General features: G+C 64.3%; 14 protein-coding genes, 1 tRNA gene and 1 pseudogene. 7 read left to right on the top strand and 9 right to left on the bottom strand.

Annotated features, from left to right (window positions below; translation table 11 throughout):
* Positions 1-3: 3 nt before the first annotated feature.
* Entirely contained in the window at positions 4-1,245 is a 1,242-nt protein-coding gene (locus IB268_RS26295; protein WP_192355025.1) for an integrase arm-type DNA-binding domain-containing protein, read from the top strand.
* A gap of 164 nt (positions 1,246-1,409) precedes the next feature.
* Here the strand turns inward: IB268_RS26295 and IB268_RS26290 are convergent.
* From IB268_RS26290 to leuC, 9 genes and pseudogenes are all read right to left on the bottom strand, one after another.
* Positions 1,410-1,486: transfer RNA gene (locus IB268_RS26290), tRNA-Val, on the bottom strand.
* Positions 1,487-1,709: 223 nt separating this feature from the next.
* Positions 1,710-2,378 (bottom strand): annotated as a pseudogene (locus tag IB268_RS26285) (phosphoribosylanthranilate isomerase); the annotation flags it as partial.
* A gap of 63 nt (positions 2,379-2,441) precedes the next feature.
* Positions 2,442-3,653: a TRAP transporter substrate-binding protein gene (locus IB268_RS26280; protein ID WP_054458315.1), complete on the bottom strand. Its 1,212-nt coding sequence runs from the start codon at positions 3,651-3,653 to the stop codon at positions 2,442-2,444.
* A 52-nt stretch (positions 3,654-3,705) separates the two neighbouring features.
* The gene (truA, locus tag IB268_RS26275) at positions 3,706-4,515 is read right to left on the bottom strand and encodes a tRNA pseudouridine(38-40) synthase TruA (RefSeq protein ID WP_192355024.1); all 810 of its coding nucleotides are present in this window, start codon (positions 4,513-4,515) and stop codon (positions 3,706-3,708) included.
* A 3-nt stretch (positions 4,516-4,518) separates the two neighbouring features.
* Positions 4,519-6,330 carry a FimV family protein gene (locus tag IB268_RS26270; protein ID WP_192355023.1) on the bottom strand — a complete coding sequence of 604 codons (1,812 nt, stop codon included), beginning with the start codon at positions 6,328-6,330 and terminating at the stop codon, positions 4,519-4,521.
* A gap of 257 nt (positions 6,331-6,587) precedes the next feature.
* Entirely contained in the window at positions 6,588-7,718 is a 1,131-nt protein-coding gene (gene asd / locus IB268_RS26265; RefSeq protein ID WP_054458280.1) for an aspartate-semialdehyde dehydrogenase, read from the bottom strand.
* A gap of 249 nt (positions 7,719-7,967) precedes the next feature.
* Positions 7,968-9,044 carry a 3-isopropylmalate dehydrogenase gene (leuB, locus tag IB268_RS26260; RefSeq protein WP_042792892.1) on the bottom strand — a complete coding sequence of 359 codons (1,077 nt, stop codon included), beginning with the start codon at positions 9,042-9,044 and terminating at the stop codon, positions 7,968-7,970.
* Positions 9,045-9,079: 35 nt separating this feature from the next.
* The gene (leuD, locus tag IB268_RS26255) at positions 9,080-9,730 is read right to left on the bottom strand and encodes a 3-isopropylmalate dehydratase small subunit (RefSeq protein ID WP_054458281.1); all 651 of its coding nucleotides are present in this window, start codon (positions 9,728-9,730) and stop codon (positions 9,080-9,082) included.
* Positions 9,731-9,755: 25 nt separating this feature from the next.
* Positions 9,756-11,159, bottom strand: coding sequence for a 3-isopropylmalate dehydratase large subunit (leuC, locus tag IB268_RS26250; RefSeq protein WP_192355022.1), 1,404 nt, complete (start codon positions 11,157-11,159; stop codon positions 9,756-9,758).
* 527 nt (positions 11,160-11,686) lie between these two features.
* Between leuC and IB268_RS26245 the strand changes: the two genes are divergently transcribed.
* From IB268_RS26245 to IB268_RS26220, 6 genes are all read left to right on the top strand, one after another.
* Complete coding sequence (locus IB268_RS26245; protein ID WP_054458283.1) at positions 11,687-13,180, top strand: TolC family outer membrane protein; 1,494 nt, start codon at positions 11,687-11,689, stop codon at positions 13,178-13,180.
* A 24-nt stretch (positions 13,181-13,204) separates the two neighbouring features.
* Positions 13,205-13,417 carry a hypothetical protein gene (locus tag IB268_RS26240; protein WP_042792889.1) on the top strand — a complete coding sequence of 71 codons (213 nt, stop codon included), beginning with the start codon at positions 13,205-13,207 and terminating at the stop codon, positions 13,415-13,417.
* Positions 13,401-15,566, top strand: coding sequence for a type I secretion system permease/ATPase (locus IB268_RS26235; protein WP_054458284.1), 2,166 nt, complete (start codon positions 13,401-13,403; stop codon positions 15,564-15,566). Before IB268_RS26240 ends, IB268_RS26235 begins: the two co-directional genes overlap by 17 nt.
* 7 nt (positions 15,567-15,573) lie before the next feature.
* Entirely contained in the window at positions 15,574-16,995 is a 1,422-nt protein-coding gene (locus tag IB268_RS26230; protein WP_054458285.1) for an HlyD family type I secretion periplasmic adaptor subunit, read from the top strand.
* Between the two features lie 19 nt (positions 16,996-17,014).
* Positions 17,015-17,671: a response regulator transcription factor gene (locus IB268_RS26225; RefSeq protein WP_054458286.1), complete on the top strand. Its 657-nt coding sequence runs from the start codon at positions 17,015-17,017 to the stop codon at positions 17,669-17,671.
* A gap of 84 nt (positions 17,672-17,755) precedes the next feature.
* On the top strand, positions 17,756-20,414 hold a 2,659-nt coding region (locus IB268_RS26220), incomplete at its 3' end, for a retention module-containing protein (RefSeq protein WP_192355021.1).

The raw sequence follows: 20,414 nt of genomic DNA, 5'->3' as shown, positions 1-20,414 counted from the left end.
GCAATGGCACGTCAAGTAGTACCTCTCACAGATCCCAAGTGCCGCCTGGCAAAGTTCAGCGCGACCGGAGGCAATAAGCTGTTCGACGGTGGAGGCCTATTCCTGGAACTGTTGCGCTCCGGCGCCAAGAAGTGGCGTATGCGCTATCGCAGCCCGCAGTCGGGCAAGGAAAGCATGCTCACCTTCGGGGACTACCCTGCGGTGCCGTTGGCCCGTGCCCGCGCCGAGCGCGCGCGCGTCGACGAGCTGCTGGCGCAGGGCCTGGATCCGGTCGCACACCGCCTTGAGGTAGTGCAGGCCGAGCGGGCCGACGCCGAGCGCCAGTTCCAGGCGGTGGCGGCCGAACTGCTCGCGCTCAGGCTACCTACATGGAGCGCGGGATACCACACCAGGATTTCGAACACGCTCAAGAACGACGCCTATCCCTACTTCGGCGCCGATGCGGTTGACGCAATACCCGGCAAGGTCGTCTTGGATGCCGCGAAGCGCATCGAAGCCCGCGGCGCGCCCGACATGGCCGAGCGGTTCCTCAGCGCCGCCAGCATGGTCTTTCAGTACGCAGTCGGCACCGGCCGTGCGCCGGCGGATCCCACCCAGGGGTTGAAGCGGTTTCTGGATCCGCGCGCGCCGGTCAAGCACTTCCCGCACGTCGACGAGGCCAGCCTGGGCACACTCATCGCGCGCGTGAAGAATTACCACGGGCGGCCAGAAACGCGCATTGCCATCCAGATCATGATGCACACGTTCCCGCGCACCAATGAGCTGCGCTGGGCGGAATGGACAGAACTGGACAGGACGGGCGCCCTGTGGCGAATCCCGGCGGGCAGGATGAAGGGAACGCTTGTCACCAAGGAAAATGGGACCGACCACATCATCCCCCTGTCGCCTCAAGTGCAGGAGCTTCTTGACGAGCTGTTTAAGTACACCGGGCGGTACCGTCTGATGTTTCCAGGCCTGCGCGACCCGGCCAAGATACCGATGAGCGCGGAAACCATCAATAAAGCGCTCAAGATCCTGGGCTTCGAGGGCGAGCAGACTGGCCACGGTTTCAGGGGCCTGGCTTCCACAATCATGAACGAGCGCAGCGGCGCGCGGCCCGAAGTCATCGAGCGGCAACTGGCGCACAAGGAGCGCAACTTAATCCGCCGAGCATATAACCATGCTGAGTATCTGGATGAGCGCCGGCAGCTCATGCAATGGTGGTCGGATTATCTCGACAGCTGCGCAAAACCGTTGGAAAAGTGAGGGTTCGGGGGCCTACCCTTATTCTGTTCAGCCCTACCCTCATTCCTACCCTTAAATCTCTTGGCGCTACTTGGCACCACTTTGCAGCCAGAAAAGCAAAAAGCCGCGAAGTCAATGACTTACGCGGCTTTTGAGGCGGTGCTTGGCACCACTTTGCAGGAATTTGGTAGGCGGTATTGGAATCGAACCAACGACCTCCACGATGTCAACGTGGCGCTCTAACCAGCTGAGCTAACCGCCTGCAAAGAAGAAGAATTATATAGTGCTTTTTTAAACTATGCAAATCGTCTGGCAAGATTTTTTGCATTATCTATTGCGCTTCGAAGTTTGCGGCGTTTGCGAGGTTTACTTTCGCATGCCTTCAAGCTTGTCTGCGCAACGCGTTTTGAAGTGCCAGTTCCTGAGAACCTTGGACGCCGCTTTTCAGCCTTGCCCCACTACTTCAAACCGCCTGCACCGCACTACTAATTTCCCTTCAGCTTCGCGTCTGCCGCTTGCGCCGCAGCAACGAAGAACGAGATTCTATCAGAACTTTTAATTCCTTGCTCAAGCTCCACGCCGCTACTTACATCGACCGCCCAAGGCCTGACCAATTCCACGGCCTGCCCGACGTTTTCCGCGTTCAAGCCGCCCGACAGGATCAGGGGCCGAGACACCGGATCGGCCCTCACTTCGTCAAGCAACGCGTAGTCGAAACCATGACCGCTGCCACCGTAGCCCGCGCTGTAGCTGTCGAACAGCCAGCCCGCGGCTTCGCCATAGGCGCGGCATGTGGAGGCCAGGTTTTCCGCGGTGTCCAGGCCGGGCGCGCCGGCACGGAATGCCCGCAAAAAACGATGACCGTAGTGCGCGCAGTCCTGCGGCGTTTCATCGCCATGGAACTGCAGCAGCTCCGGCTTGACCTGGTCCAGCACGGCCTGCACCTCGGCCTCTTGCGCATTCACGAACAAGGCCACCACGTCGACAAAGGCGGGCACCATGCGCCGCAACTGGGCTGCGCGCGTCGGCGTCAGGCAACGCTTGCTCTTGGGGTAAAACACAAAGCCGATCGCATCGACGCCCGCCGCGACGGCGGCGTCGATATCCTGTTCCCGGGTCAATCCACAGATCTTGATGCGTGTGCGCATGAAACTCTTCGCTGGCTTGGCCGCCCTGCGCGGCCGGTCGAATCAGTATATCCGGCGTGCAGGCAGCGCCTACGCGCCGGGCTGACCCACGGTGGCCACGAGATTGTCGAAGCTGCCCTCGGCCAGACGGAACCAGGGCGTTTCCTTGTCGCGAAACGCCGCCATGCTGTCGTACAGCTTCTTGAACATGGGATCCTTGGCGCTCATTTCCTGGTAGGCGGCCAGCGAGGCTTCGTAGCTCGCCTGCAGGACCGGCTTGGGAAACGCTTTCAACTGCGCGCCGCGCGACACCAGTCGGCGCAGCGCGTCCGGATTGCCCGCGTCGTACTTGGCGATCATGTTGGCAGTCGCCATACGGCATGCCAGCGTCAAAGCGGACTGATACGGCTTGGGCAGTTCGTCGTAGGCGTCCTGGTTCACATACAAGGATAGCTGCAGCGTGCCCGCCCACCAGCCCGGAAAGTAGTAATTCCTGGCAACTTTATAGAGCGCCAGGTTTTCATCGTCATAAGGGCCGATCCAAGCCACGGCGTCCACGACGCCCTGCTCCAGCGCGGCATAGGCTTCGGCCACGGGCACGTCCACGGGCGTGGCGCCCATCCGCGCCAGCACATGGCGGGCGAACCCGCCGGCCTTCACCTTGAGCCCGCGCAGGTCGTCCACGGTCTTGATTTCCCCGCGAAACCAGCCGCCCATTTGCGCGCCGGTATAACCGCAGGGAAAGTTCAGGATGTTGTACTTGTCGAACAGCACGCGCGTGAGCGCCAGGCCTTCCCCCTGCGTCATCCAGGCGTTCATCTGCCGCGTGTTCAGGCCGAACGGCACGCCGGCGTCAAAGCACAGCGCGGGGTCGACATCGAAGTAGCGGGTCGACGCCGTATGGCCACAATCGACGACGCGATGCTGCACGGCTTCCAGCACCTGCCCCGGCTGCACCAGGTCGCCGGCGGGAAAGATTTCGATGCTGAAGCGCCCGTCCGTCACCTCGTTCACGTAACGCGCCACGTCTTCGGCGCCGGCGAACAAGGTGGGAGACTCGTTGGGAAAACTGGAGGCCAGCCGCCAAGCGACCTTGGCTGGGGCTGCCACCACCGCCGGCGCTTCGGGCGCGGCGGCCGGAGCGGGCGGCGGGCTGGGCGGAGCCTCTTGCGGTCCCGCTGGCGGCGCCGACGGGGCCGGGCTGGCGTTTTCCTCGGCCAACGGAACTTCCTGCGCGAACGCCGGAGCGACCAGAGCGGCGCCGCCCAGGGCGGTCTGCTTCAAAAACGCGCGGCGTTGCATGGCAAAAGCCTCCATCGGATACGGGCAGGCATCGCCGTTGCCGGCGGCATCCCTAATAGGTTTGAGTAAACGGCGACAGCAACTGCGATCCCCCGTCGAGCTCATCCAGGCCGAACTCTTCCGGATAATCGATGGCGGACAGGTACAGCCCATCGGGTGCGAAGGTCGGCGCGCCCCGCTTGCGGTCGCGCCAGGACAGCAACTGCGCCATCCAGTCCACCGATTCGCGCCCTTGCCCGATCTGCAACAGCGCGCTCATGATGTTGCGCACCATATGATGCAGGAAGGCATTGGCCTTCAGCGTGAACACCAGGAACGGCCCGCGCTCATCGATATCCAGCCGGTAGAGATGGCGCACAGGATGCTTGGCCTGGCACTGCGAGGAACGGAAGCTGGAAAAATCGTGCTCGCCCAGCAAGGCATTCGCCGCGGCCCGCATGGCATCGACGTCCAGCGGTTGAAAGCACCAGCCCGCCCGGCCCGCCCATAATGCCGGCCGCACCCGGCCGCGCCATAACAAATATACGTAGGTACGGGCGCGCGCGGAAAACCGCGCGTGGAATTCGTCCGATACCGGCTGCGCCCACTGGACTGAAATGCTGGGAGGCAGGAAAGCATTCACCCCCCGGACCCAGGACTCCAACCGGCGGTCGAGTTCAGTGTCCAGATGGATCACCTGCATCGCGCCGTGCACCCCGGTATCGGTGCGGCCGGCGCAGATCGTCGCCACCGGCCCTTCCACACCACAAAAACTGCCCAGGGCGGCCTCCAACGTGTCCTGCACCGTTTGCCGATGCGGCTGTGTCTGCCAACCCTGCCAGGCGGAGCCGTCGTACGCCAGCCCCAATGCAACTCTAGACATGTATCAAACCCGTGGCCCGCCGACACGGTGCGGTTCGTCCGTGGGCGGTTCGTCCAGGTCGAGATTGATGCTTCCGAGCTTGCGGTTCAGCGCCGCCGTATCCAGCGCTGGCTCGTTGAATTCGTAGGTTTCCTCGTCATCGTCCCCGCGCCGCGCACCGGCCCGGCGCAAGAGCCAGGCAATCGCGAATGCGATCAGCGCCAGCACTGCAGTGACGATAACGAGCAGATTGTCGGCCAGCCACCCGGGCATGTCCGAAGCGGAATCCTTGCCTGCCGGCGTGCCAGCGGCCTGATCTGGCGTAGATGCCCCAGAAGCGCCTGGGGCGTTCGAGGTGTTCGCAGGTCCTGCCGACCCTGTTGCACCGGGCGTACCCGCTGCGCCCGGAGAGCCCGGCGTACCCGACGCGCCTGTCGCGCCCGAAGCGCCTGTTGCACCAGAAGCGCCTGTTGCACCAGAAGCGCCTGTTGCACCAGAAGCGCCTGTTGCACCAGAAGCGCCTGCCGCACCCGAAGTGCCCGCCGCGCCAGACGCGCCTGTTGCACCCGAAGCGCCTGTTGCACCCGAAGCGCCTGTTGCACCCGAAGCGCCTGTTGCACCCGAAGCGCCTGCCGCTCCCGAAGCGCCTGCTGCACCCGAAGCGCCTGTTGCACCCGGAGCGCCTGTTGCACCCGAAGCGCCAGTTGCACCCGAAGCGCCTGTTGCACCCGGAGCGCCTGTTGCACCCGAAGTGCCTGCCGCGCCCGGCGACGCCGCAGTACCAGGAGCGCCACCAGCGGCGCCTTGCTGTGCCACCGCCTTGTTCAAATCGTCGACGTTGCTTTGCAACTGGCTCACGCGCCCCTGGACATCGGCCATGGCGCGCTCAGTCGACGTCTTGGCATCGGCCTGCGCCTCTGCTTGCGCCGATGCGCTGTCTTGCGCCTGCCCCGAGGACAGCCGCACGCGATCCTGCGGCGGCGATGCGCTGGCCGCCCCGGCATCAGCAGGAGGCGCGACGCTGCCCGAAGCCGCGCCCTGCCCCTGGACCACGGACGGATTCGCGCCGGCCGCCGCGCCGATGCGGGCGCGGTACTTCGCGAACGCCTCGGCATGTTCATTGAAGATGCGCCGCGCCTCGGCCGGATCCACCGCGCGCACGGTAGCCGCATCGGGAATCGTCAGCCTCTGGCCGGCTTTCACCAGATTCATATTGTTCTGGATGAAGGCCTCGGGATTGGCGTGCCACAGGGCCACCAGCATCTGATAGACCGATGCGTTGGGCACCGCATTGCGCTGCGCGATAGCGAAAAGATTGTCGCCGGACTTCACGTTGACCGAACGCGATCCCGCCGCGCGCCCCGGCGTGCCGACCGCAGCCGGCGTCACGTCGGCCGTCGTGCCGCGCAACGGCACCAGAATGCTGACCTGCACCTGGCGCTGCCCGGAACTGGAGTTGATATTCAGCAGCAGATCAACCGCGCCGCTGGCCGGCGGCTGCGAGGCCCGCACGCGCAGATTCTTGCGCGTGGCGTCCAGGCCGTCCTCGACCCGGACCACCATGCTTGCCAGTGGAACCGGCGGCTTCAGACCTGCGCGTTGCCAGGAGGCCTCGTCAGCCACCGACACCTTGAGCGATGCGATTTCCTCGGGCGTGAGCTCCTGCAATCCCACCACCGCCTGCAGCGGCGCGCCCGGCACGGAAACCACCCGCGAATGCCCCACGCGCATGGCCATGGCGGTACTGCACACGCTTGAGCCAATCGCCAGCGCAATCGCCCACTGCAGGGCTTTTAAACGGCGGGCATGCTTCACTTGGCGCGAACGCTGGGTCATAAGCTGGAATTCCGTCTTGTAGTCGACTTGCGGGCTGGAGCCGGCTCACGCCATATCGGTGAGAACAGGCATCAATTCACGGGAAAAGTGTAATGGATCATGCGCATTTCACAAACCTGAAAGGCCCGGCCGCGTTTGCTGGCGGGCCTGTCCGCCGATACAGCACAGACTCTGCGCAAACGGCAAGGGCACCCTGAGGTGCCCTTGCTTGCCTTGCGCGCCTGGTCAGGCGGCTCCGAACGCCGCCTGCGACGGCATCAGGCTTCGGCCAGCGCAATGCGCAGCATGCGGCGCAGCGGCTCGGCGGCGCCCCACAGCAACTGGTCGCCCACGGTGAAAGCGCCCAGGTATTGCGAGCCCATCGACAGCTTGCGCAGGCGACCCACCGGAATGTCCAGCGTGCCGGTAACGGCGACCGGAGTCAGCGCGGAAACCGTGGCTTCCTTGGTGTTGGGCACGACCTTCGCCCACTGCGTGCCTTCGGCGATCAGCGCTTCGATCTCGTCCAGCGGCACGTCGCGCTTGAGCTTGATGGTCAGCGCCTGGCTGTGGCAGCGCATCGCGCCGATGCGCACGCACAGGCCGTCGATCGGCGTGGCGGGCGTGCCGAAGGCTGCGCCGCGGCCCAGGATCTTGTTGGTCTCGACCTCGCCCTTCCACTCTTCCTTGGACATGCCGTTGCCCAGATCCTTGTCGATCCAGGGAATCAGGTTGCCGCCCAGCGGCACGCCGAAGTGCTCGTGGGGCAGCGCCGGGTCCTTTTGCTTGGCCAGCACGCCGCGGTCGATTTCCAGGATGGCCGACGCGGGATCGTCCAGCAGCGACTTGACCGATTGATTGATCTCGCCGAACTGGGTCAGCAGTTCGCGCATGTGTTGCGCGCCGCCGCCGGAAGCCGCCTGGTAGGTCATGGAGGTCATCCATTCGACCAGGTCGTTGTTGAACAGGCCGGCCAGGCCCATCAGCATGCAGCTGACCGTGCAGTTGCCGCCGATGAAGTTGCGCACGCCGCGCTTGAGCGCCGCGTCGATGACCGGACGGTTGACCGGATCCAGCACGATGATGGCGTCATCGGCCATGCGCAGGGTGCTGGCGGCATCGATCCAGATGCCGTTCCAGCCTGCGCCGCGCAGCTTGGGATAGACCTCGGAGGTGTAGTCGCCGCCTTGCGCCGTCACGATGATCGGCAGTTTTTTCAGAGCGTCAATGTTGTAGGCGTCTTGCAGCGGGCCTGCGCCAGTGGCCCAAGTGGGCGCGGCGCCGCCAGCGTTGCTGGTGGAGAAAAACACCGGTTCGATCAGTGCGAAGTCGTTCTCGTCGCGCATGCGTTGCATGAGCACCGAGCCGACCATACCGCGCCAGCCGACAAGGCCTACTGCTTGATTCATTTCAATCGCTCTTTAAAGGTGTGGAGACTAGGGTCCAGGGGAAAAAGCCGTGCAATTCAACAATTTATCAGAATGCACGGCCGGATGTTGCGGCGCAGCTAGAAATAATAGGGGCCGCAATGGATACAGGGCGCTTTCGAGGCGAGGCCACAACAGCAAAACAAGGGGCGGCCCAGCCGGGCCACCCCTTGTTTTACGGTGCTTCAACCGCCACGCGCGCTAGCGCCCGGCGGCTCGATCCCGAGAAGATCAGGCCAGCGCCTTGAGCACCGCGTCGCCCATCTGCGCCGTGCCGACCTTGGTCGTGCCCGGTTCGAAGATGTCGGCGGTGCGCAGGCCGTCGGCCAGCACGCGGCGCACGGCGGCCTCGATGCGGTCGGCCTGCGGCGCCAGATTCAGCGAATAGCGCAGCAGCATGGCCGCGGACAGGATGGTCGCCAGCGGATTGGCGATGCCTTGGCCGGCGATATCGGGCGCGGAGCCATGGCTGGGTTCATACAAGCCTTGGCCGCCTGCGTTCAGCGAAGCAGAAGGCAGCATGCCGATCGAACCGGTCAGCATGGCGGCTTCGTCGGACAGGATGTCGCCGAACAGGTTGCCGGTCACGATTACGTCGAACTGGCGCGGGTTGCGCACCAGCTGCATCGCGGCGTTGTCGACATACATGTGCGACAGCTCCACGTCGGGATACTCGCGCGCGACTTCGATGACGATGTCGCGCCAGAACTGCGAGGTCTCCAGCACGTTGGCCTTGTCCACGCTGCACAGCTTCTTGTTGCGCTTGCGGGCCGATTCGAAACCGATGCGCGCAATGCGGCGCACTTCGGATTCCGCATAGCGCATGGTGTCGTAGCCTTCGCGTTCGCCGGCGAAGGCGCCGTCGGGTGAAGAACGTACGCCGCGCGGCGTGCCGAAATAAATGTCGCCAGTCAGCTCGCGGATGATCAGGATGTCCAGGCCGGACACGATCTCGGGCTTCAGCGACGAGGCGCTGGCCAGTTCCGGATACAGGATGGCAGGACGCAGGTTGGCAAACAGGCCCAGCGCCTTGCGCAGGCCCAGAATGGCCTGCTCGGGGCGGAACTCGCGCGGCAGGCTGTCGTACTTCCAGTCGCCCACGGCGCCGAACAGCACGGCGTCCGATTCCTTGGCCAGATTCAACGTGGCCGGCGGCAGCGGATGTTCGAACGCATCGAAGGCGGCGCCGCCCACGGGCGCTTGCTTGATATCGAAGGACACGTCCAGCGCCTTCAGGACGCGCACGGCCTGTTCGACGATTTCCGGGCCGATGCCGTCACCCGGCAGGACTGCGATGTTGTGAGTCATACGAAAACGATCCTGTAATCAGAAGAATGGTGGCGTCAGGCGATGGGACGGCTTTCCAGCCACGGATGGCGGGCCAGGCGCTCGGCCTCGAAGGCGCGAATCTTGTCCGACTGGCGCAGGGTCAGCCCGATATCGTCAAAGCCGTTGAGCAGACAGTATTTGCGGAACGGTTCGATGTCGAAACCCATCTCGCGCCCATCCGCCGCCACCACGACCTGGCGGTCGAGGTCGACGCGCAGCTTGTAGCCGGGGAAAGCCTTCACTTCGTCGAACAGGCGCGCGACTTCCAGTTCCGACAGAACGATGGGCAAGAGGCCGTTCTTGAAGCTGTTGTTGAAGAAAATGTCGGCATAGGACGGCGCGATGATGGCGCGGAAACCGAACTGCGTCAGCGCCCAGGGCGCATGCTCGCGGCTGGAGCCGCAGCCGAAGTTCTTGCGCGCCAGCAGCACCGAAGCGCCCTGGTAACGCGGCTGGTTCAGCACGAAATCCGGATTCAGCGGACGCTTGCTGTTGTCCATGCCGGGTTCGCCATGGTCCAGGTAGCGCAGTTCATCGAACAGGTTCGGACCAAAGCCGGTGCGCTGGATGGATTTGAGGAACTGCTTGGGAATGATGAGGTCCGTGTCCACGTTTTCGCGGTCGAGCGGAGCCACCAGGCCTTCGTGAGTGGTAAATGCTTGCATGATGTCGGTACTCGGTGCGTGACGCTTAACGGAAAGTGCGGACGTCGACGAAATGGCCGGCGACGGCGGCGGCGGCGGCCATGGCCGGGCTGACCAGATGGGTGCGCCCGCCCTGTCCTTGCCGGCCCTCGAAGTTGCGGTTCGAGGTGGAGGCGCAGCGTTCGCCCGGTTCCAGGCGGTCGGCGTTCATGGCCAGGCACATGGAGCAGCCCGGCTCGCGCCACTCAAAGCCCGCCTCGATGAAGATCTTGTCCAGGCCTTCGCGCTCGGCCTGCTGCTTGACCAGGCCCGAGCCCGGCACCACCATGGCCTGGCGCACATTGGAGGCCACATGCTTGCCGCGCGCGACCGCCGCAGCCGCGCGCAGGTCTTCGATGCGCGAATTCGTGCAAGAACCGATGAACACGCGATCCACACGGATATCGGTAAGCGGCGTGTTGGGCTTCAGGCCCATGTACTGCAAGGCGCGTTCCATGCCGCTGCGGCGCACGTCGTCTTTTTCGCGATCGGGGTCCGGCACGCGGGAATCCACCGGCAGCACCATTTCCGGGGACGTGCCCCAGGTGACCTGCGGCTTGATGTCGCGGGCGTTGACTTCCACCACGGCGTCGAACTTGGCGCCCTCATCGGTATGCAGGGTACGCCAGTAGCCCACCGCCTGATCCCAAAGCACGCCCGTGGGCGCGAAGGGACGGCCGCGGAAGTACTCGACGGTCTTGTCGTCCACCGCCACCATGCCCGAACGGGCGCCGGCTTCGATGGCCATGTTGCAGACGGTCATGCGGCCTTCCACGGACAGCGAGCGGATCGTGCTGCCGGCGAACTCGATGGCGTAGCCCGTGCCGCCGGCCGTGCCAATGATGCCGATGATGTGCAGGACCACATCCTTGGCCGTACAGCCGAAGGGCAATTCGCCGTCGACCTTGATCAGCATGCTCTTGGCTTTCTTCATGAGCAGCGTCTGGGTCGCCAGCACGTGCTCCACTTCGGAGGTGCCGATGCCGAAGGCCAGCGCGCCCAGCGCGCCGTGCGTGCTGGTGTGCGAGTCGCCGCAGACCACGGTCATGCCGGGCAGGGTCGCGCCCTGCTCCGGGCCGATCACGTGCACGATGCCCTGGCGCAGGTCATTCATGCGGAATTCGGTAATGCCGTACTTTTCGCAGTTGGCGTCCAGCGTGTCCACCTGCAGGCGCGAAATCGGATCGTCGATGCCCTGGGCGCGGTTCAGCGTCGGCACGTTGTGGTCCGCCACCGCCAGGTTGGCGCTCGTGCGCCACGGCTTGCGGCCGGCCATCGCCAGGCCTTCGAACGCCTGGGGGCTGGTGACTTCGTGCACCAGGTGGCGGTCGATATAGAGCAGACAGGTGCCGTCTGATTCCTGGTGGACGACGTGGGCGTCCCAGAGTTTGTCGTAAAGAGTTTGGGCCATGGATGCGCTCTGCAAATAGACAATCCGGCTCGTGCCGCGCGCGGTTCAAACAATGATCCCCGGGCGCCAGCCACTGCGGCATGAGCGAATTATGCACAGGGTCTCAACCTAGTACAACTACACCTTATATACCAGTACTAACACTACCATGCTAGGACATGGCGAGGGTCACTTCGTCCTATTTCCACACCTCAATCGAACTGCAATCAAACAGTTACAGATACAAATTCAGGTATTTAAAACAGATACAAAATTATCAAACCGATATAATCGTTGTGCGCTGGATTCACCCAAACAACGAAATAAAGCGCAATAAACCGCATTTATCCTGCATTAAACCGGATCAAAAATCCGGGATATGGCGAAATTAGTGCAAATTCAAGCTAATTAAGAGATGATGCGCGAAGAAACTCAAACTGCCGACCGGAAAACTTCGTCAAGAATTAACAAATATTGACTCGTCAAATCTGACATTTCCACACAATATGGCGGCCATTAATTCCTAACTCGACTCGCGAATAATCACTATGGCTTCGTTTTTGCTCAAAAGCACGACTTCGGTCCTTGCCCTGGCATTCGTTCCTGCGGCATTTGCACAGTCAGCAGCTCCCGCCTCCGGGGCAGCTGGGGTCACACTGAACCAGGTCGTTGAGCAGACCCTGCTCAGCAACCCGGAAATCCAGGCCAAGTACCATGATTTCCAGGCTTCGCTGGAAGGCCAGGCCGTTGCCCGCGGCGCGTTCTTCCCGCAGATCAATGCGCAAGGCTATGTGGGCCGCGAGTACCGCAACAACGTGCCCGGAGTCGGGTCGCAAAGCTGGAGCCGTCCCGGCTACAGCGTGGAATTGCGTCAGCTGATTTTCGACGGCTTCCGTACGAGCAACGACGTCAAGCAAGCCGGCTTCGACAAGCTGGCGCGCTTCTATGACCTGTTGGCCACCAGCGACAACACCGCGTTCAGCGCAGTGCAGGCCTATATCGACCTGCAGCGCTACCGCGACATGGAACTGCTGGCCCGCCAGAACTACACCCTGCACGAAGAAACGCTCAAGCAGATCAACGAGCGCGCCGAATCGGGCGTGGGCCGCCGCGTCGACCTGGAACAGGCCGGCGGGCGCCTGGCGCTGGCCCAGACCAATCTGATGACCGAGACCGCCAACCTGCTGGACGTGCAGCAGCGTTTCCAGCGCGTCACCGGCGCCCTGCCCCCCGAAGCGATGCAGCCTACGCCCGATATCAGCGGCAAGCTGCCGGTCAAGCCCGCCGACTTCAACGAGTCGCTGCGCCGCAACCCCAGCTTCCTGTCCAAGCAGGCCGGGCTGCAGGCCGCGCAAGCGGGTGTCGCCTCGTCCAAGGGCGCCTTCTCGCCGAAGTTCGAATTCGTGGCCGCCACCGGCCGCGACCAGAACGATCCCACGCCGCAAAACCGCGACATCCAGAACTCCAGCGTCCAGGTTGTCATGAGCTACAACCTGTATCGCGGTGGATCCGACTCCGCCCGCGTGCGCCAGACCTCCGCGCAGTCCTATGCTGCGCGCGACATCCGCGACTACACCTGCCGCAATGTGCAACAGGACCTGGCCGTGGCTTGGAACAACGTCGCCAGCCTGAACCAGAAGCTGCCCTTCCTGCGCGACCACGAAGTGGCCACCACCAAGGTGCGCGAAGCCTACCGCCAACAATTCCAGATCGGCCAGCGTTCGCTGCTGGACTTGCTGGACACCGAAAACGAATTGTTCGAATCGCGCCGCGCCCTGACCAACGCGCTGTATGACCTGCAGATCGCGCAATACCGCTGGCTGGCGCTGTCGCACGCACTGCTGCCGGCGCTGTCGCTGCAGCCCGCGCGCAACGAAATGCCCGAGGAAAACGGCAAGCTGGAAGTCTCCGACGAAGTCATCAAGCTCTGCAATTCGACGATCCCCGACTCGGCCCGCCTGGCGCCCGTGCGCGTGCAATACAACGAGGGCAATCTGCCGCCCACGTTCATCCCGGTAAACTCGCCCAAGGCCAAACCCTAGGTGACGCAAGCGCAAGGAGACCATATGCAGAAACAGGGCAACGACTTCTCACAACTGGATGCGGACTTCGTCCGCGTCCTGGAAGACCTGATCGACGCGCTGATAGCCAATGGCACCTTGCGTATGACCGACCTGCCTATCCAGGCTCAACAAAAGCTGACCCAGCGCAAGCAACAGCGCGCGCGCCTCTCCGAACACCTCGACCTGCTGGATGACGAAGATGGACAAGTTATCTGAAATGGCGGCCCGGGAGTGGCGCGCGGACGCGCGCGCGGCGCATGACGACCCGCTGCTCGATTGCCTGGTTGAAATCACCCGGCTCCATGGCGTGACGGCGACGGCCCAGGCGCTGTCGGCCGGCCTGCCGCTGGAAGAACACAAACTGACGCCGGCATTGCTGCCGCGCGCCGCCGCGCGCGCGCAGCTCTCCGCCCGCGTGGTCAAGCGCACGCTGGACAGCATTTCGCAGGACCTGCTGCCCGCGATCCTGCTGCTCAACGGCGAACGCGCCTGCCTGCTGCTGAAGAAAGACGGCGAAAACTACGTCGTCAGCCACCCCGAACTGGGCGGCAGCTCGATGGAAATGAGTGCCGCGGAACTATCGGCGCAATACACCGGGCTGGTGTGCTTCGTGCGCCCGCAGTTCCGCTTCGACGCGCGCGCGCCCGAAGTCGCCAAGGTGCGCGAGCGCCATTGGTTCTGGGCCGCCATCATGGAAAACCGGCGCCTGTACCGCGACGCGCTGATCGCCGCCCTGCTGATCAACATCTTCGCAATGGCGATGCCGCTGTTCACCATGAACGTGTATGACCGCGTCGTGCCCAACAACGCCGTCGAAACGCTCTGGGTGCTGGCCATCGGCATCACGTTGGTCGTGATCTTCAACATGATCCTGAGCACCGCCCGCTCCCACGTCGTGGACAGCGCCAGCAAACGGGTCGACGTGCGCCTGTCCGCGCAGATCATGGAACGCGTGCTGGACCTGCGCATGGAGGGCCGGCCGGTATCGGTGGGATCTTTCGCCGCCAACCTGCGTTCGTTCGAATCCATTCGCGATTTCATCGCGTCAGCCACCATCACCACCCTGGTGGACCTGCCCTTCATTCTGCTGTTCCTGCTGGCGCTGGCCTGGATTTCGCCCTGGATGGTGCTGCCGCCGCTGGTCGCGATCGTGTTGATCCTGCTGGTATCGCTGGCCGCGCAAGCCCGCATGGAATCCCTCACCATGGCCTCCTACCAAGCGTCGTCGCAGCGCAACGCGACCCTGGTCGAGGCCCTGACCGGCCTGGAGTCCGTCAAGACGCTCAACGCGCAGGGATCCATCCAGCGCAACTGGGAACGCGCCACCGAGTACATCGCCCTGACCGGCGGCAAACTGAAGCTGATTTCGTCCTCGACGGTCGGCTTCGTGCAGGCCGTCCAGCAACTGGTGTCGATCTCCGTCGTCATCATCGGCGTCTACCAGGCCCAGGAATCCGCCATTTCCATGGGCGGCATCATCGCCGCCTCCATGATCGCCGGGCGCTGCCTGGCCCCGCTCGGCCAGGTCGCCGGGTTGCTCATGCAGTACCAGAACGCTCGCACCTCGCTGGGCTCGATCGACAACTATATGAAGCTGCCGATCGAACGTCCGGCAGAAGCCGAATTCCTGCATCGTCCCGTCTTCCATGGCGGCATTGAATTCCGCGACGTGACCTTCAGCTATCCCGGCAGCAAGCAGCCGGTGCTGAAGAAAGTGTCCTTCAAGCTGAAGCCGGGCGAAAAGGTCGGCATCATTGGCCGCATCGGCTCCGGCAAGACCACGCTGGAGAAGCTGGCCCTGGCGCTGTACCAGCCCACCGAGGGCGCAGTCTTGCTGGACGGCGTGGACGTGCGGCAGATCGATCCGGCCGACGTGCGCCGCGCCATCGGCCACGTGCCGCAGGACCCGCTGCTGTTCTATGGCAGCCTGAAGCACAACCTGGCGATGGGCGCGCCCTACGCTGACGACGCCAGCATCCTGGCAGCCGCCAACATGGCGGGCGTCACCGATTTCGCCAACCTGCACCCCGACGGCTTCGACATGGTCATCGGCGAACGCGGCGAGTCCCTCTCCGGCGGCCAGCGCCAGTCGGTGGCGGTGGCCCGCGCCCTGATCAACGATCCGCCCATCCTGCTGCTGGACGAACCCAGCAGCAACATGGATCACCAGAGTGAAGCGCAGCTGCGCAAGCGGCTGGGTGAAGCCAGCGCCACGAAGACGATCCTGCTGGTCACGCACCGCACCGCCCTGCTGGACCTGGTCGACCGCCTGATCGTGATCGACAACGGCCATATCGTGGCTGACGGTCCCAAGGAGCAAGTGGTCGAGGCACTGCGTCAAGGACGCGTCGGACGCGGAAGCTGAGGAAACCATGCTGAACAATCCTGGCGAAACCCGGCACGGCCTGTTTGGAAGCCTGTGGCGCATGCTGCGCGGCGTCTTCGTGTTCTTCTTCGACCGCTTGCTGGACGGCGCCGAAAAAGGCAAGCCCCAGCAACGCTCCGACTACGTCGGCAACGCCGAATGGGTCATCCATGAATCGCAGGCGCGCGGTTCGCGCATCCTGTTGTGGGTCAGCCTGCTGGCCACCGGCGGCCTGCTGCTGTGGGCCGGCACCGGCAGCATTGACGAAGTCGTCCGCGGCGAAGGCAAGGTCGTGCCCTCGCGCCAGGTCCAAATCATCCAGAGTCTGGACGGCGGCATCGTCGAAGAAATCCTGGTGCGCCCGGGCCAGGAAGTCGAGGCGGGCGAGATCCTGCTGAAGATCGACTCCACCCGGTTCGCCTCGTCGCTGGGCGAGAACAACGCCGAATACCTTTCCCTGCTCGCCAAGGCCGCCCGCCTGCAGGCCCTGGCCACGGGCGAACCCTTCGTGGCTCCCGAGGAAGTGCTGACGCAGGCGCCCGGGCTGGTGGAAATGGAGCGCAATGCCTGGCAAGCGCGCACCACTGAATTGAACGCCACGGTCAACGTCGCACGCGAACAACTCAAGCAACGCCAGGAAGATCTGCGCGAAACGATCGCCAAGCGCGACCAGGCCGCGGCCAGCTGCGGCCTGACCTCGCGCGAGCTGCAGGTGACCCGTCCCCTGCTCAAGAGCGGCGCCGTGTCCGAAGTCGACCTGTTGCGCCTGCAACGCGACGTGGCCCGCTACTGCGGCGAACAAAAAGGCGCCGAAGCCCAGATCGACCGCTTCCAGGCCTCCATCAAGGAAGCCGAAAGCAAGCTTCAGGAAGCTGAGCTGAACATCCGCAACCAGGCCCGTAACGAGCTCTCGGAAACCAACACCAAGCTGGCGACCCTGCGTCAAGGCAAGCTGGCGCTGGCCGACCGAGTAAAGCTGGCCGAGGTCCGCGCCCCGGTGCGCGGCACGGTCAAGACGCTGTTCAACAACACGGTCGGTGGCGTGGTCCAGCCCGGCAAGGACATCATCGAGATCGTGCCCAAGGACGACACGCTGCTGCTCGAGGTCCGCATCCAGCCGCGCGACATCGGCTTCCTGCATGCCGACCAGAAGGCAGAAGTGAAATTCACGGCCTACGACTTCGCCATTTACGGCGGCCTCGAAGGCAAGGTGGAACAGATCGGCGCGGACACCGTGACCGACGAGAAAGGCAATTCCTACTATGTGGTGCGGGTCCGCACGGATCGCAGCACGGTAGGCGACAAACTGTTGCCCATCATCCCCGGGATGGTGGCGGAGGTTCATATCCTGACTGGCAAGCGCACGGTGCTGCAGTACCTGCTCAAGCCCATACTGCGCGCCAAGGCGAATGCCTTTACCGAACGTTAAAGGAGGGCTGCAAGGCCTTATGAAACCCGTTCCTGTCCTGTTGATTACGCACGACGACCTGTTGTGGCAGCATTGGCGCGGCCTGAATCCGGCCCGCTGGCTGGCGGCCCGCGGGCGCGGCCTGGCCGACCTGCAACGCTGGCGCGAACAGGGCCGCACTCTGGCGGTATTGGATGCGGACCTGCCCCGGCTGCCGTCCTGGCAGGATCCCATCTGGGCCGCGACCCTGGCGGACCTGCACGTGGTGGTCGCCAGCCCCAGTCCTAACGACGAGCAAGGCACCCGGGTGCTGGGCGCCGGCGCGCATGGCTATTGCCACGGCTATGCCTCGGCCGCCTCGCTGTCGCAGGCGCTGGAAGTCGTCGCCTCCGGCGGCATCTGGATGGGCCGTTCGCTGGTGTCGCGGCTGCTCAAGCTGGTCGCCGAGCGCGCCCAGGACGAGCACGCCTGGGATGGCGGCGTGCTGACCGAGCGTGAAATCACCGTGGCCCGCTATGCCTCCAGCGGCCAGGCCAATGCGCAGATCGCCGAAGCCCTGGGCATCACCGAACGCACGGTCAAGGCCCACCTGTCAGCCGTTTTCGAAAAGCTGGGCGTAACCGACCGCCTGCAGCTCGCCCTGCTCGTCCACGGCATATCTGCCCCCGCCGACGCCAAAATCAAAATTACTTCCTGATACTGTCCTTGAGGACAATATCCCGCGCCGGCGGCGCAATCTAGTATCTGGCCATCTTGGATAACTCCCTGAAACGGAACCAACATGGCCAACACCTCTCCCGCAGTCGTCAACGAAATCTCCGGTCGCGCGTGGATACGCAATAGCGACGGTTCCCTGACTGAACTGCATCAAGGCAGCAAGGTCCCCGCAGGCAGCGACGTGGTCACTGCCTCGGGCGCCACGGTTTCGCTTCAGGTCGAGAACGGCATGCCGATCGTCATCGGCGAAGGCCGCGAGGTTGCCGTGACCGGCGACATGACCGGCCCCCTGGCCGACCCGTCCGAAGCGGCTGTGGCTCCGCCCTCCGGCACCGACTCCGACCGCTTGCTGGCCGCCCTGCGCGACGGCCGCGACCCGTTCGATGAACTGGATCCCACCGCTGCCGTCGTGGCCGGCGGCGGCGATGCCGGCGGCAGCAGCTTCGTGCGCCTGGCCCGCATCCTGGAAACCACCACCCCGCTCGACCTGGCCTACCCGAACCCCAGCCGTGGCCAGGAGATCCTGCCCCGCCTGTCCGGCACCGGCGCCGGCGGCGACGATGAAGCCACTCCGGCCACCGTCAACACCCCGCCCAACGCGCTGAACGATACCGGCAGCGGCGAGCAGAACAGCCTGGTGCGCGGCAACCTGCTGCTGAACGACTCGGATCCCGATGGCGACCCGCTGGCGATCGTCTCGGTCAGCGGCCGCCCCATGACCCCGGCCGGCATCACGGTCAACGGCAGCAACGGCGGCACCTTCACGGTCCTGCCCGACGGCAGCTACGTCTTCAACCCGGGTAACGAATACGGCCACCTGGCCGTGGGCGAAACGGCCACCAGTACCGTTTCGTACACCATCACGGATCCCAGCGGCGCCACCTCCACGGCGAACGTCGTCGTGACGATCACCGGCACCAACGACGGCCCGGTGTCCACCTCCATCGCCGACACCTCGGGCATCGACGCCCAGACCGGCGTGAGCTACAACGTCTCCAGCCATTTCTCGGACCCGGACACCAGCGACAAGCTCACCTTTACCGCCACCGGCCTGCCGCCCGGCCTGACCATCGACCCGAACACCGGCATCATCACCGGCACCATCGACCATTCCGCCTCGCAAGGCGGCAACAATGGCGTCTACACGGTGACGGTGACCGCCACCGACCCGTCCGGCGCCACGACTTCCCAGGACTTCAACTGGGACGTCACCAACCCTGCGCCGACGGCGGCCGATGATAACGGCACCACCGACGAAGACACCACGCTCAACGTCAGCGCCCAGAACGGCGTCCTGTCCAACGACGTGGACCCGGACGGCGACACCCTGACCGTGTCGCAAGTCAACGGCGCCACTGGCAACGTGGGCACGCCGACGGCCGGCTCCAACGGCGGCACGTTCACCCTGAATCCCGACGGCTCGTACTCGTTCAATCCCGGCAATGCCTTCCAGCACCTGGCCGCGGGCCAGACGGCGACCAGCTCGATCACCTATACCGTCACGGACGGCCAAGGCGGCACCAGCTCCGCCACGCTGACGGTCGAAATCACCGGCACCAACGACGCGCCGACCGCAGTTGCCCTGCAGAACCAGGACAACATGGACGGCGATGTCGTCAACTACAACCTGTCCGGCTTCTTCAGCGACCTCGACGACGGCGACTCCCTGGTCTACTCGGTCGACCACATCCCCGGCGGCCTGAAGTTCGACCCCACCACCGGCACCTTCACCGGCCAGTTCGCCAACTGGGCGTCCGATCACACCAACACGGGCGTCAAGGGCGAGTATCTCATCACCGTCACCGCCACCGACAAGTCGGGCGCGACCGTCTCCCAGACCTTCGTCTGGACCGTGGGCAACCCCGTCCCGGTCGCCACCAATGACGAAGGCACCACCGGTGAAGACAAGCCCCTGGTCGTTGACCACGTTACCGAAGGCGTGCTGGGCAACGATCGCGATCCGGACGGCGACACCATCCGCGTTTCGCAAGTCAATGGCGCCGACGCCGACGTCGGCAAGCCTGTCGTCGGTTCGAATGGCGGCACGTTCACGCTCAACGCCGACGGCACGTACACGTTCAACCCCGGCACGGCATTCCAGTATTTGAATGACGGCCAGACCGCAACGACGTCGATCACGTACACCGTGTCCGACGCGCAAGGCGCGACCAGCACTGCCACCCTGACCATTACGGTCACCGGCCAGACCGACGCTCCTCCGGTGATCACGCCTGAAGACAGCGACGGCGATGTGACGGCGGGTCATAACAATGTGGCCGAAGCGTCTGGCGCCACGGTCACCGGTTCCGTGACCGTCTCCGCCGAGGCCGGCGTCGACAAGGTCACGGTGGGCGGCAAGGACGTCAGCAACGCCAGCGCCGCCAACCCGGTAGTCATCGCCACCGACAAGGGGGTGCTGACCGTCACCAATTACGACGCCGCCACTGGCAAGATCACCTACTCCTACCAGGAAACTGGCGGAGCCGCCGATCACTCCAATGGCGACGATTCGGTCCGCGACCTCTTCCAGGTTTCCGTTACGGACTTTGCCGGCGAGACCCGCAGCAATGACCTGGTCATCCAGATCACCGACACGGCGCCCGAAGCCAAGCCCGACACCGCTTCCGTCACGGAAGACACCGCACTGACCGCCTCCGGCAACGTCATCAGCGGCACCGGCGCCGACACCCTCGGCGCGGACGTCACCAACGTCGTGGGCGTGG

The sequence above is a fragment of the Achromobacter sp. ACM01 genome (assembly GCF_014851745.1).
GTDB lineage: Bacteria > Pseudomonadota > Gammaproteobacteria > Burkholderiales > Burkholderiaceae_B > Achromobacter > Achromobacter aegrifaciens.
The sequence above is the reverse complement of the archived record's forward strand: the minus strand, read 5'-3'. Positions and strand labels throughout refer to the sequence as shown.

Coding starts and splice junctions, on each gene's coding strand:
- IB268_RS26270 (WP_192355023.1), bottom strand. CDS start 6,330: ATGACCCAGCGTTCGCGCCAAGTGAAGCATGCCCGCCGTTTAAAAGCC.
- IB268_RS26235 (WP_054458284.1), top strand. CDS start 13,401: ATGGACAAGTTATCTGAAATGGCGGCCCGGGAGTGGCGCGCGGACGCG.
- truA (WP_192355024.1), bottom strand. CDS start 4,515: ATGTCTAGAGTTGCATTGGGGCTGGCGTACGACGGCTCCGCCTGGCAG.
- leuC (WP_192355022.1), bottom strand. CDS start 11,159: ATGGCCCAAACTCTTTACGACAAACTCTGGGACGCCCACGTCGTCCAC.
- asd (WP_054458280.1), bottom strand. CDS start 7,718: ATGAATCAAGCAGTAGGCCTTGTCGGCTGGCGCGGTATGGTCGGCTCG.
- leuB (WP_042792892.1), bottom strand. CDS start 9,044: ATGACTCACAACATCGCAGTCCTGCCGGGTGACGGCATCGGCCCGGAA.
- IB268_RS26295 (WP_192355025.1), top strand. CDS start 4: ATGGCACGTCAAGTAGTACCTCTCACAGATCCCAAGTGCCGCCTGGCA.
- IB268_RS26230 (WP_054458285.1), top strand. CDS start 15,574: ATGCTGAACAATCCTGGCGAAACCCGGCACGGCCTGTTTGGAAGCCTG.
- IB268_RS26225 (WP_054458286.1), top strand. CDS start 17,015: ATGAAACCCGTTCCTGTCCTGTTGATTACGCACGACGACCTGTTGTGG.
- leuD (WP_054458281.1), bottom strand. CDS start 9,730: ATGCAAGCATTTACCACTCACGAAGGCCTGGTGGCTCCGCTCGACCGC.
- IB268_RS26240 (WP_042792889.1), top strand. CDS start 13,205: ATGCAGAAACAGGGCAACGACTTCTCACAACTGGATGCGGACTTCGTC.
- IB268_RS26245 (WP_054458283.1), top strand. CDS start 11,687: ATGGCTTCGTTTTTGCTCAAAAGCACGACTTCGGTCCTTGCCCTGGCA.
- IB268_RS26280 (WP_054458315.1), bottom strand. CDS start 3,653: ATGCAACGCCGCGCGTTTTTGAAGCAGACCGCCCTGGGCGGCGCCGCT.